The organism is Rhodococcus xishaensis (genome assembly GCF_004011825.1).
Classification (GTDB): Bacteria; Actinomycetota; Actinomycetes; order Mycobacteriales; family Mycobacteriaceae; genus Prescottella; species Prescottella xishaensis.
The window spans coordinates 267,053-279,196 of sequence record NZ_RKLO01000001.1 but is presented as its reverse complement, the minus strand read 5'-3'; the positions used below and the strand labels follow the sequence as shown (position 1 = coordinate 279,196).

The following is a 12,144-nucleotide window of genomic DNA, read 5'->3' as shown; positions in this document are numbered from 1 at the left end:
GTCCGACACGCGACGATCCGGCATCATGAAGCCCATGCGCGGTCTCCACACCTACTTGTTCGGTACGCCCGGAGCACCCGAGGTTCTCGCACTCCACGGGCTCACGGGACACGGCCGCCGATGGGAGGCCCTCGGCAACGACCAGTTGAGTGACACCCGCCTGATCGCCCCCGATCTGCGCGGACACGGCCGCTCACCGTGGAGCCCGCCGTGGGGCCTCGATACACACGTCAGCGACCTGATCCGGGTCCTCGACGAGCATGCCACCGGCCCCGTGGTCGTTGTGGCTCACTCGTACGGCGGCGCGATCGCCTTGCACCTCGCACGCGCCGTACCCGACCGGATCCGCGGCATCGTTCTGCTCGACCCGGCTATCGGCCTGGACCCGGAGAACATGGGGCGGATCGCCGAACTGACCGTGGCGCACCCCGACTACACCGACATCGCGGAAGCTCGATCGGAGAAGGTGCACAACTCGTGGGCGGACGTTCCGACGGAGGCGCTCGACGTTGATCTCGCCGAGCACCTCGTCGAACTCAAGGGTGGCCGCGTCGGCTGGCGCATGTCGATTCCCGCGGTCGTCGCTTCGTTCGGTGAGCTCGCCCGCGACTTCGTCCTCCCACCCGCGGGCACCCCGACGGTCCTGGTGCAGGGGCTTCGGGTGCAGCCGCCGTACGTGACGCCTGAGTTCCGGGCCGCGCTGGCCGAGCATCTGGGAGATTATCTGACGATCGTCGACCTCGACTGCGGCCACATGGTTGCGCACGCCCGACCCGACGACGTCGCTACCCTCGTCCGCACGCTGCTCTAGGGGACGCGATGGCCGCGACCAGCGAGCAGCAGATCGAATGTGTCCGGGACCTGGTTGCTTCGATCCCGTCCGGCAGCGTGGCCACCTACGGCGACATCGCCGCTGCGGCTGGGCTTTCCAGCCCCCGCACGGTGGGCTGGATCATGCGCACCGACACCGCCGACCTGCCCTGGCATCGGGTGCTGGGCGCGTCCGGCCGGCCGGCGCCGCACCTCGCGGACCGACAGTTGGCGAGACTCGAACTCGAGGGTGTGCCGATTCGCAACGGACGCGTCGATCTGGCGCGGGCACGTCACCGTTTCTGATCGGCCCCTCACACACGGACACCGAATACGGCAGCATTGAGCCATGAGCACTCTCGGCACCCGTCTCGACGCGATCATTCTCGCCGGTGGACGCGCGACGCGGATGGGCGGCGTCGACAAACCGGCGATCGTGGTGGGTGGGCGTCGGATGCTCGACACCGCCCTAGCCGCGGTCGACGGCTGTGACCGTGTCGTGGTGGTCGGGCCGCATCGGGACGAACTACCGGATCGGGTCGAGCAGACCCAGGAGACCCCGGCAGGCTCAGGACCCGTGGCCGCACTCGCTGCAGGCCTCGCCACCATCGGCGATTCCGGCGGTGATTCCAGGGAGGGCCTCGTCGTCGTCCTGGCCGCCGATCTGCCCGTCCTCGACCGGGCGACCGTGGCGGACCTGGTGGCTCGGCTCGGTGACGACCCGGAGGCCGAGGCCTCGTTCGCGGTCGACGAAACCGGAAGGATGCAGTTCCTGCTGAGTGTCTGGCGGCGACCGGCCCTCGTCGGCGTGCTCAGCGCTCTGGACGGCCGAGAGAACCAGCCCATGAAGGCCTTGGTGCCGAAGCGCTACGCGACCCTCGCGGTATCGGGAATCGCCGACTGTGACACCGCCGAGGACGTCGAGCGTGCTCGGGCGATCCAGGTGCCGGGACCGATGGATGTCGACGAGGCTCGCGCGCAGATTCGGAAGTCACTGTTGCCCTTGCCCGTCCGCGACCTGCCGTTGTCCGAGACACTCGGAGCCGCACTCGCCGGCCCGCTCGTCGCAGCCGAGGCGCTACCCCGCTTCGACGTCTCAGCCATGGACGGATACGCGGTGGCCGGCCCAGGGCCGTGGCGGCTGCGGACCGAGATCCACTATGCGGGTTCGCCCACCGAGTTGCACCTCTCGAGCGGTGAAGCGGTGCGGATCGCAACGGGCGCGCAGGTTCCCGGCGGTTCAACCGCTGTGATCCGTGACGAGCACGTGGAGGTGTCGCCCGACTCCGAAACCACCGTGATCCAACCATGCAGCGATATCCCGGACCGGGACGACATGCGACGACGCGGCGAGGACTGGCAGCCCGGGCACCATCTTGCGCCGTCCGGTGTGTCGGTGACGCCGGCGGTGGTATCGGCAGCGGCCAGTGCCGAGATCACGGAGGCTTCCGTGCGTGGACCGGTGCGCGCCCACGTCGTGGTGACGGGTGACGAGATTCGTCGAGACGGGCCGCTACGGGACGGTCAGACGCGCGACTCTCTGGGGCCGGTACTGCCGGATGTGCTGCGTCACTTAGGCGTTCGGACCATCGCTCTTGCTCATCTACGAGACACCGCCGACAGCTTCGATGCATTGCTGCGCGATATCCGGGACACGGACGTGATCGTGGTGGTCGGGGCAACCGGCGCCGGCGCGGCCGACCAACTCCGCGACGCGCTGGCGCGGGCAGGGGCCAGGATCATCGTCGGACGGGTCCGGTGCCGACCCGGTGGTTCACAGGTGACGGCGGTGCTGGCGGACGGGCGAGTGGTGCTCGGACTGCCCGGGAATCCGCTCGCCGCGGTGGCGACATTGCTGACGGTGATGCCCGCGATCGTCGATGGACTGACGGCGCGGACACCCGCGACGCCTGAGACCGGCGTGGTGGTCAATGCGGCCGAGGCCGGGGCGCCTATCACGCGGATAGTTCCCGTTGCCCGACGGTCGGACGGCACGTGGCGCGCCGACACCGTCGTCCGCACAGCTCATCTGGCTGGGCTGATCGACCGAGAGGCGCTTGCACTCCTCCCACCCGACCCGGTTGATGGCCAAGTGGTCGAATTGCTTTCTCTACCCAACTGATTCACCGTCAGGCGTTAGGGTCGTTCTGACGCTGTTCACGGGCGATACGCCTCTGCTCCTCCGCCCGCTCTCGGCATCGGCGCAAGAACTCCTCATCCTCCTCGGAGCGCTGCGCGACGTGTCGACCCGGACGGTCGTACTCCGGGAAACCCGACGGCGGTGCGAGAGGTCGCCGCGGAGCAAAGCCACCCGCAGGACGTCCGGCGACGATCCACAACGCCGACCCGATCAACGGCATCAACAGGACGACGACCACCCATGCGACCTTAGGGAGGTTCCGCACGGCATGCTCCTCCGCGACGATGACATCCACCAGGCAGACGACGCCCAGGATTATCACGATCAGACCCAAATACGGCACGAACGCCGACCCTCCCCCGTTTCTGTCCCGCTCCGGGACTTACCGACCAGTAACTCCCCGACCGCATACGTCCCATCGATGAAACCAACCTGGACGCAGTGTCGCAACTTCGACTGCTGCACGAATGCGGGTGTTCGCGGCCGACCATCCGCTATCAGCGTTTGAAGTTTCAAGAGCCGCGCGGTCGGATTGTCGATCACCCAAGATCTCCTTCTTTCGCGATCATTCGCTTTCCCTTGTGCTGCTGCACTTTTCAGAGCCAACGCATCGGCACTCCGACGTTGGTGGTCTAGCCCAGTTGTGAGGTGTTTAATGAGTGCCATGGCTGGAGACAGCACCGAGCAATTCGCCGAGCGAATGATGGACGTGGTCGACACTGCCAGCACCGCGATCCTGACCAGTATCGGGCACCAGACCGGACTCTTCGACACCCTCGCCGGTCTCGAACCGGCCACCAGCGCGGACATCGCGCGCGCTGCCGGTCTGAACGAACGCTATGTTCGGGAGTGGCTGGGCGGGATGGTCACCGCACGCGTCGTCGATTACGACAGCACCACCGAGCACTACTTGCTGCCGCCGAACCACGCGGCGGTGCTGACCCGAGCCGCGGGGCCGGACAACCTCGCGCGACTCGCACAGTTCATCCCGTTACTGGGAGAAATCGAGCAGAAGATCGTCGGCTGCTTCCGTGCCGGGGGCGGCCTGCCCTACAGCGAATATCCACGCTTCCACAAGCTGATGGCCGAGATGAATGGCGAGGTGTTTGACGCCGCGCTCATCGACGTGATCCTGCCGTTGGCCGAAGGCCTGCCGGAACGGCTGCGGACCGGCGCCGACGTGGCGGATATCGGTTGCGGTAGTGGACATGCGATAAACGTGATGGCCCAAGCCTATCCCTGTAGCCGGTTCGTCGGGATCGACTTCTCGCCGGAGGGAATCTCGGCGGGGGCGGCCGAAGCGACTCGGCTGGGCTTGGCCAATGCGACGTTCCAGGAAGCGGACGCGGCCGCCCTCGACGTCACTGATGCCTACGACGTTATTACCGCCTTCGACAGCATCCATGACCAGGCGAAACCGGACCAGGTGCTGGCCAATATCTATCGCGCGCTACGACCCGGCGGCGTGTTCCTGATGGTCGACATCAAGGCCTCGAGCCGGCTCGAAGACAACGTCGGCGTCCCGCTCAGGACCTACTTCTACACGGTGTCGGCGATGCATTGCATGAGCGTTTCGCTGGCCCTCGACGGGGCCGGGCTCGGGGCCGCGTGGGGTCGGCAACTGGCCGAATCGATGCTCACCAAAGCCGGCTTCGGGGAAGTACAGGTTGCGGAGATCGAATCCGACCTGGTGAACAATTACTACATCGCGAGAAAGTGAGTCGGACACCCAACCCGGTTGGTCGCGTCGGCCGAAATCGCCAAGGCCGGCACCGTCGAGCGGCACCAACGCGTCCGACGAATTGTATTGATGGGATACGCCGTTCGGCACGGCCGCCTCGACACATCTCTCAGATCATCGGCGCCGCGAGGCTGACGCCACCGGCGCTCATCAGGCCGATCGTCACCGCGAGGGTCACCGACCCCATCAAGACAAGTGCGGCAAAGGCCGGGACCACGGCGACAACCAGCATCAGGGTGGCCCACCACAGCACCGTCCCGAGTAAGTTCGGCACCGCCGGTGATTCTGCCGGATCGGATTGCTCCGACATGATCAGAGGGCGGCTAGGTAATCGTCGAACGATGTTGTGGTCCTGTGATAGTCGCCTTGGGGAATGAGGCCGCCCGTAGCCATCGCCTTTCCAGCCTTCCCGGGCATCGTGACCGGTACCACCAGTCGGCGCAGATGCCGTGCGGCGACGATCCGGCGTGCCATGTCGACCATCTTCTCCTGCCGCGGGCCCGCGATCTCGACCGTTCCCCGTGCAGGATCGTTGTGCGAAGTCCGGAACAGAAACTCCGCCACGTCGTCGGCACCGACCGGTTGGCAGAGCATCCGCGGAACGGCCACTATCGGTGACTTCGATGCCAGCAGTGGCTCGGGAAACTCGAAGAACTGCGTTGCACGGACGACGGTCCACGGAACCGCACCGGCACGGACACGTTTCTCCTGGGCGCGCTTGCCGAGGTAGTAGCCGAAGTCGATCGCGTCTATCCCGACGATCGACAGGGTGACAAGATGCCCGATGCCGGCACGCTCGGCGGCCGCAACCAGGTTCGCCGCTCCTCGCGAGAAGTACTGGACAGCTGGCCGTGCTCGTATGGTCATCTTGTTCGACACGTCCACGACGGCATCACATCCCGCCAGCGCGGCATCGAGGCCGTCGCCGGTCATCAAGTCAACGCCCGTGGAGCGGGCGATGACGACGGTCTCGTCACCTGCCTGCCGCGCACGCGCGACGACCTTCGACCCCACCAGCCCGGTTCCGCCAACAACCGCAAGCCTCATGTTCCCCAACTCCTTTCACGCGCCCGGCACGACAGTCCGGGAGCAACGTAAGCCACTTCATGGACAAGGACGGGGTAGCGCACCGAAGAGTGACAGACTGTGTCGTACTTCACCGGGGGCGCCATCTCCTCGGCGACAGCTCCTGGCGAGTGCGGTGGTCGGCCGTGAGGTCGAGTTCAGTGAGTGTCGGCTGTGTGAGCAACCATCGGGTCCCCTGGCGGGGTGCACATCGGCATCACTTCGCCGAGAGTGGGGATCGAAGCCTCGATGTGAGACGTTGACGCACGTCCGGCCAGTCTTCCGCGCTGACCGAGAAGATGACCGAGTCGCGGACGGTGCCGTCGGATCGCCGAAAATGACGCCGCAGAGTTCCTTCATACTGGGCCCCGGGCCGGGCAATGGCCTGCTGTGAGCGGTGGTTTCTGGTGTCCGTCTTCATTTGGACGCGGCCCGCGTGAAGGGCGTCGAACGCATGCCCCAGGAGCAGCAGCTTGGTCTCCGGATTCACCGAGCTGGACCACACTGCGGGCGTGTACAGCGTGTAGCCGATCTCCAGGCGCGCATCGTGCACGCTCACGTCGAGATACGAGCTCGTGCCTACGATGGCGCCCGCGGGCAGGCCTGCTATCGCGCGCCGTGTGCGGACAACCCATGTGTTCCACTCGGGCAGAGTGTGGCGGGAGCTCAGGATCTCCGCGAAATCCTGAGGATCACGGGGACGTCCAGGCACATGAGACCACACGTCGTCGTGATCGAGGGCCCGAAACAACTCAGCCGAATCAGCAGTCGGATCGATCGAATTCAACTGCACCACATCGCCGGTCAGCTCCGTATCAGGGGAGATCGGCCAGATCAGCTCCGGCCAGGGCTCGTCGGCCGGCCGAGGATCCTGCACCGGGTCGAATCGGTCCAACTCTGAGATCTGATCCATGACGGGACTATAGAGGTTCACGGTTCGCGCCGTCGCAGCCTAGCGGTGCGAGAGAACGCAACGCCAGGCCGCGAACGTGGAGTCGGCCCGACTGTCAGGCAACCCGGCAGCCGGAGGTCGGGCTCGAGTGGAAGCCGAAGAATTGATCAGAGGGTGGCAACGTACTCGTCGAACGATTTTGTGGTCCTCAGATAGTTCCCCTGTGGGATGAGGCCGCCCGTAGCCATCGCTCTTCCAGCCTTCCCGGGCATCGTGACCGGCAGCACCAGTCGGCGCAGCTGCCGTGCGGCGACGATCCGGCGTGCCATGTCGACCACCTGCTCTTGCCGCGGCCCCGCGATCTCGACTGTTCCCCGTGCAGGATTGTGCTGCGAAGTCCGCACCAGAAACTCCGCAACGTCGTCGGCGGCGACCGGCTGGCACAGAATCCGTGGTATGGCGACTACTGGTGACTTCGACGCCAGCAGCGGTTCGGGATACTCGAAGAAGTGTGTTGCACGGACGATGGTCCACGGAACCGCACCGGCGCGCACACGATCCTCCTGTGCGCGCTTCCCGAGGTAGTAGCCGAAGTCGATCGCGTCTATCCCGACGATCGACAATGTGACCAGGTGACCGACTCCGGCACGCTCGGCGGCCGCAACCAGATTCGCCGCGGCTCGCGAAAAGTACCGGACAGCTGGACGCGCTCGCATCACTGTCCTGTTCGAAACGTCCACGACGGCATCGCACCCTGCCAGCGCGGCATCGAGCCCGTCGCCGGTCATCAAGTCAACCCCCGTGGAGCGGGCGACGACGACGGTGTCGACACCCGCCTGCCGCGCACGCGCGACGACCTTCGACCCCACCAGCCCGGTTCCACCAACAACCGCAAGCCTCATGTACCCCAACTCCTTTCACCCGCCCGGCACGGCAATGCGCGGGCAGCCGACGATCACTTCATCGACAAGGACGGGGCAGCGCCCAGAATAGTGACACACCGTGTCGTACGTCACCGTAAGGCCGAGATGCATGCCACCGCCGCAATCTCGCGGTACAGCAGAGAGCACCGCAGACGGTGGACAGGGAATTGTATTGGCTGTCAAACGATCCCGAAGGGGAGACCGAGCTCACGCGGACGCCGAATCCGGGGCGACCTCTGCGATTGCCGCCTCGTCCTCCTTACCGAACGTGTCTTCGAGTGTCTCAGGCGAGTAGTCGAGGTCGATCTCCTCGACGGGTCGACCCCGGGCGGACTCGATCGCGCCGAGACGCCGCTGCGCGCGGTCGGCGGCGTAGTCGAGGAAGTCTTGTGGCGCGATCCCGAACGGCGGCTCCTCGAACTGTTCGTTCACCCACTGGATCATGTTCAGTGCGTGCGGAAGGAGCTCACCCATGCGCTCCTGGACGAGATCCCAGTTACTGTCGTCGGCGGCAACGTGCCTACGGCAAGTGAACGTGCCCCACGCCATGTGCCGTCGCTCGTCGTCACCGATCCGACGGACGAGTTCCTGCATGCCGGGCATGATTCCGCGTTCGGTGCACACCCGCTGCCATGCGTAGTACCCAGTCAGGGCGAGGCTGCCCTCGATGACGTGGTTGTAGGTGACGGAGGCCCGGATCTGGTTGGCCGGACTCGGATCGGACTCGAGCAAGCGAAGCGACCTGGGCAGCTCCTCGTAGAAAAGGGTGCGGTAATGGGGGTTCTCGGCGACGAACGGATGCAGGTCACCATCGAGACCCACCTCGTCCATCCAGCGGCGGAACACCTGGACGTGTTTCGCCTCCTCGAAGCAGAACTGCGTCAGGTACATCTCATCGCCGAACCGGCCTTCCGCTGCCATCGCCTTCATGAACGGCTGGATATCCTCGGTCACAGCTTCCTCACCGGCGAGGAACTGCGTGCACAAGTAGGTCGCGCTACGCCTCTCCTCGCTGTTCAACGCGTGCCAGTCCTCGGCGTCCTTCGTGAAATCCAGGTCCACGGGATTCCAGAACTTCGCGTTGCCCTTGAGGAACAACCTCAAGGGGAAGGCATCCCAGTTGAGTCCACCCTGGCGCAAACTGCTGAAGCCCTGTCGGTCGACTGGTGTCATGGTCATCTCGGTACCTTCCTCCCGGCCTGCGTCGACAGCTGTCTCGCACGCCTCGAGTGCTGGACCAGAATGCGACGGTCGTCCCGGCGTGCCCGATCTCTACTCACCGTATCCGGCACGATGCCGATCGGGCGCACTTCCCGCGCACCGACACGCGCGAGCATCTCCGCCCGGAGGGCGATGTCGGTCGCCGAAGGCAATGTCGTATGTTGCGGTAAGTAGCGGTGACCACCTGGTGGCCGACAACGTGCTCGGGAAGTAGGTGCGCATGAACGAATCGGTCGGGTTCCTCACCCGCGACGGCGAGGGCTTCACCCCGCTTCCGCTGGGTATCAGTCGCTGGTCGTCGGACATGATCATCGGACCGGCGTTGTGCGGCATCCTCGCCCGTGCCGTCGAGAACGCGCACGGTGCGGAAGGGTTCGTTCCCGCGCGGCTGACCGTCGATCTGTTCGCACCGGCACGCGCCCAACGACTCGACGTCGTCACGCGGAGTGTGCGCGACGGCAACCGTATCCGTGTCGCCGACGCCGAGGCCGTCCAGAACGGCCAGGTCGTTGCCCGCGCTTCGGTGGTGTTCCTGCGGCGTTCGACGCAACCACCGGGTGAGCTGTGGACCCGGCCGGAGAGCCCTCAGCCTCCACCGCTCGACGTCCTCCAACCATTGCAGGCACCGTCCGTTCCATGGATCGGCAGCGACGCTCATCCGGGTGGCTGGTCGTCGTCATTCACCGATCACCAGGGCGCGAGCCGAAAGCGCATGTGGCAGTACCAGATTCCTGTCATCGCAGGCGAAGAGCCGTCTCCGTTCGTGCGGGCCGCGATGGTGGGCGAGGCGACGAGCCTGATGACGAACTGGGGCACCGCGGGTATCGGGTTCATCAATGCCGACCTGACGTTGGCGCTTTCCCGGCTCCCGGAGGGCCCTGAGATCGGTCTCGAGGCCGACAACCACCTCAGTATCGACGGAATCTCGGTCGGCTCCACCACCATGTTCGATCGGCTCGGCCCGATCGGCACGTGCGTCGTCAGCGCGCTGTCGAACGCGGCGCGTCAGATCGAGTTCTCGAACTGATCCACGCGCGGGGCCGCCAGCAGGTACCGAGAGGCGACGATGTCGACGACCGCGCGGTGCGTTCCGAGCGGTGCCGTGACACCGTCGGCCCCGGACTGAGCGAGCCGGGTGTGGAAGAGCCCCGGTGCCAACAGGTACGACGCCACGAACACGCGACGCTCCCCCGCCGACCGCAACTGCCGCACCACATCCGGCACCGTCGGCGTACCGGTCGCGATGTAGGCCACCGGCACCTCGCGCTGCACCCGCGCGGACAGCATCGCCGCGGCGCGGCGGACATCATGACGGGCTCGCGGGTCCGAGGAACCCGCCGCGGCGAGGACCACGGAATCTCCCGGCCGCCAACCAGATTCCCGGAGGCGCTGCTCGAGAACCCGCGCCAGTGACGGGTGTGGTCCGAGTGCACGCGTGACGGACACGCGAGGGTGGCCGCTGTCGATCACGCCGCGCGGCACGTCGGTATGGACGTGATAGCCCGACGCCAGGAAAGCCGGGACGAGCACCGCGGGACCGTCGATATCGCGCAGCACCTCGGCCGGTGACGGGCCCAGCACGTCGACGAACGCCGTACGCACGGGCCCGACGCGGTCGGCGACCGCGTCGGCCAGCGCTGCCACAGTTTCGACGCCGGCCTGGCTGCGCGTGCCGTGCGCGACGAGAACCAACTCTGCGCGACTCACGCCCGACTCCCCTCGAGCACTCGCTCGTACTCCGCTGGTTCCAGCGCCAGTCGGTAGCCCCGCTTCACAACGGTCTGCACGGCCTTCGGCACACCGAGGTGACTGCGAAGGCGAGCGATGGCCGTCTCGACCGCGTGCGGGTCCTCGCTACCGCCCGGAAGTGCCGCGAGCAGGTCCGTGCGGGAGACGACCAGGCCCGGCCGCTCCGCCAATCGGCGCACGAGCGCCATCGCTGCGGGCGAGAGCGGCTTGACCTCACCGTCGACGACGACGCAGTTTCCACGCACACTCAGGTCGTGGCCACCGGCCCGCACCTGGGCGGCCCGGCGCGGCAACTCATCGGCGATCTGCCGAGCCAGCGACCCCAACCGCGCCCGTCCGGGAGTGGTCGGGCGAACCCCAACAGCCTCGAGCGGCGCGGCCGTGACCGGCCCGACACAGGCGGCCATCACCGTGCCGTCGAGTGCCTGCAACAGCGACTCGAGAACGCCGGTCTCCTCGGCTCTCTCCAGGATCGACGCCACCGCCGGCGCGCTCGTGAAGCTGAGCGCGTCCAGGGCACCGGAGGCGACGGACTCGATCAGGCGATCCACCGCGTTGTAGTCCTCTGGGGGCATCCAGCGGTACACCGGCACTGCGATCACTTCGGCGCCCGCCGCGCGCAGCACGGCGCAGAAGTCGGGGACCGTTTCCCATTGCGTCGACGTACCGTGCAGCTGCACCGCGATCCGTCGCCCCTCGACGCCTTCCGCCAGCAGGTGGTCGAGCAGCTCCGCCGAGGATTCCGAGTCCGGGGACCACTCCTCCCGCAGGTCGGCCGCACGTACGGCTCCCTTGGCCTTCGGCCCGCGCACCAGGATGCGGCTGGCGCGTAGCGCGGTGAACAGCTGATCGGCCCGCCCCCAGCCGTCCGCGACACCCATCCAGCCCCGGAAGCCGATACCCGTCGTCGCAACCGTGACATCTGGCGGGTCCGCGATCACCTCCTCGGTGGCCCGAGCCAACTCGGTGTCGTCGGCGAGTGGGATGATCCGGATGGCCGGCGCGTGCACCACATCGGCGCCTCGGCGCGTGAGCAGCGTTGCGAACTCCTCCGCTCGCCGCGCTGCCGTGATCCCGACAGTGAACCCTCTCAGCTCGTCGCCGCTCGGCGGCCCCCAGCCGCTCATCGCGACCCGACCGGGATCGTGCCAATCTGCACGAAGTCGCCAGCATCTTCCGTGACGACCCGCACCGGGTAGACCGGTAGGTGCACCGACTCGTCGTCGAGGCAGCGCCCGTCGACGAGCGAGAACACCTGCTTGAGCAGCGGCGACGCGACGGTCGGCTCGCCGTTGCGATCACCGACGAGCCCGCGTGACATCACCGCGGCCCTTCCGAACGGGTCGATGTTGCCGACGGCCCGCAAGCTCCCATCGGCCAGCAGGAATAGGGCCACCTGGCTGCCGTCCGGGAGCAGCACGGCCGCGCCGCGTCCCGGAATGAGGTGGCTCCGGATACAAGCCGTCGTCCAGTACCGATCCTCGGCCACCGCGGGCGCCTTGTGGGCACCGACATCGCTGGACACCTGACTTTCAATCACTGTCATCGCAGACCTCCCTGTGCTGTGTCCATTGAAAAGTCGGGGTGTTTCGGCGGCGTTAAT

14 protein-coding genes are annotated in these 12,144 nt (G+C 66.7%); 5 read left to right on the top strand and 9 right to left on the bottom strand.

Going from position 1 to position 12,144, the window contains the following annotated elements:
* Positions 1-34 precede the first annotated feature (34 nt).
* Genes EGT50_RS01400 through EGT50_RS01390 form a run of 3 tightly spaced genes read left to right on the top strand, consistent with a single transcriptional unit; the run spans position 35 to position 2,932 of the window.
* Complete coding sequence (locus EGT50_RS01400) at positions 35-811, top strand: alpha/beta fold hydrolase (RefSeq protein ID WP_206615734.1); 777 nt, start codon at positions 35-37, stop codon at positions 809-811.
* 8 nt (positions 812-819) lie between these two features.
* Complete coding sequence (locus tag EGT50_RS01395) at positions 820-1,116, top strand: MGMT family protein (RefSeq protein WP_127950824.1); 297 nt, start codon at positions 820-822, stop codon at positions 1,114-1,116.
* A gap of 43 nt (positions 1,117-1,159) precedes the next feature.
* On the top strand, positions 1,160-2,932 hold the full coding sequence (locus EGT50_RS01390) for an NTP transferase domain-containing protein (RefSeq protein ID WP_127950823.1): 1,773 nt from the start codon (positions 1,160-1,162) through the stop codon (positions 2,930-2,932).
* Between the two features lie 7 nt (positions 2,933-2,939).
* On the opposite strand, the gene EGT50_RS01385 is transcribed toward EGT50_RS01390, so the two are convergent.
* The gene (locus tag EGT50_RS01385; RefSeq protein WP_127950822.1) at positions 2,940-3,293 is read right to left on the bottom strand and encodes a PLD nuclease N-terminal domain-containing protein; all 354 of its coding nucleotides are present in this window, start codon (positions 3,291-3,293) and stop codon (positions 2,940-2,942) included.
* 321 nt (positions 3,294-3,614) lie between these two features.
* Between EGT50_RS01385 and EGT50_RS01380 the strand changes: the two genes are divergently transcribed.
* A complete protein-coding gene (locus EGT50_RS01380; RefSeq protein ID WP_127950821.1) occupies positions 3,615-4,670 on the top strand; it encodes a class I SAM-dependent methyltransferase in 1,056 nt (351 codons plus the stop codon).
* Positions 4,671-4,800: 130 nt separating this feature from the next.
* On the opposite strand, the gene EGT50_RS16940 is transcribed toward EGT50_RS01380, so the two are convergent.
* The 5 genes from EGT50_RS16940 to EGT50_RS01360 form a co-directional block, all read right to left on the bottom strand.
* Positions 4,801-4,965 (bottom strand): hypothetical protein, encoded by a 165-nt coding sequence (locus EGT50_RS16940; protein WP_164873321.1) that lies wholly within the window; start codon positions 4,963-4,965, stop codon positions 4,801-4,803.
* 38 nt (positions 4,966-5,003) lie between these two features.
* Positions 5,004-5,738 carry an SDR family oxidoreductase gene (locus EGT50_RS01375; protein WP_127950820.1) on the bottom strand — a complete coding sequence of 245 codons (735 nt, stop codon included), beginning with the start codon at positions 5,736-5,738 and terminating at the stop codon, positions 5,004-5,006.
* 235 nt (positions 5,739-5,973) lie between these two features.
* A complete protein-coding gene (locus EGT50_RS01370) occupies positions 5,974-6,669 on the bottom strand; it encodes a GNAT family N-acetyltransferase (RefSeq protein ID WP_127950819.1) in 696 nt (231 codons plus the stop codon).
* A 146-nt stretch (positions 6,670-6,815) separates the two neighbouring features.
* Positions 6,816-7,550, bottom strand: a complete 735-nt coding sequence (locus EGT50_RS01365; protein WP_127950818.1) for an SDR family oxidoreductase — start codon at positions 7,548-7,550, stop codon at positions 6,816-6,818.
* A 228-nt stretch (positions 7,551-7,778) separates the two neighbouring features.
* Positions 7,779-8,750 (bottom strand): R2-like ligand-binding oxidase, encoded by a 972-nt coding sequence (locus EGT50_RS01360; RefSeq protein ID WP_127950817.1) that lies wholly within the window; start codon positions 8,748-8,750, stop codon positions 7,779-7,781.
* A gap of 262 nt (positions 8,751-9,012) precedes the next feature.
* Here EGT50_RS01360 and EGT50_RS01355 point away from each other — a divergent pair, with 262 nt between their 5' ends.
* A complete protein-coding gene (locus EGT50_RS01355) occupies positions 9,013-9,819 on the top strand; it encodes an acyl-CoA thioesterase domain-containing protein (protein WP_127950816.1) in 807 nt (268 codons plus the stop codon).
* Here the strand turns inward: EGT50_RS01355 and EGT50_RS01350 are convergent.
* Genes EGT50_RS01350 through nirD form a run of 3 tightly spaced genes read right to left on the bottom strand, consistent with a single transcriptional unit; the run spans position 9,798 to position 12,087 of the window.
* Positions 9,798-10,499 (bottom strand): sirohydrochlorin chelatase, encoded by a 702-nt coding sequence (locus EGT50_RS01350; protein WP_127950815.1) that lies wholly within the window; start codon positions 10,497-10,499, stop codon positions 9,798-9,800. The genes EGT50_RS01355 and EGT50_RS01350 overlap by 22 nt on opposite strands.
* The gene (locus tag EGT50_RS01345) at positions 10,496-11,668 is read right to left on the bottom strand and encodes a uroporphyrinogen-III synthase (RefSeq protein WP_127950814.1); all 1,173 of its coding nucleotides are present in this window, start codon (positions 11,666-11,668) and stop codon (positions 10,496-10,498) included. Before EGT50_RS01345 ends, EGT50_RS01350 begins: the two co-directional genes overlap by 4 nt.
* Positions 11,665-12,087: a nitrite reductase small subunit NirD gene (nirD, locus tag EGT50_RS01340; RefSeq protein ID WP_127950813.1), complete on the bottom strand. Its 423-nt coding sequence runs from the start codon at positions 12,085-12,087 to the stop codon at positions 11,665-11,667. Before nirD ends, EGT50_RS01345 begins: the two co-directional genes overlap by 4 nt.
* Between the last annotated feature and the right edge of the window lie 57 nt (positions 12,088-12,144).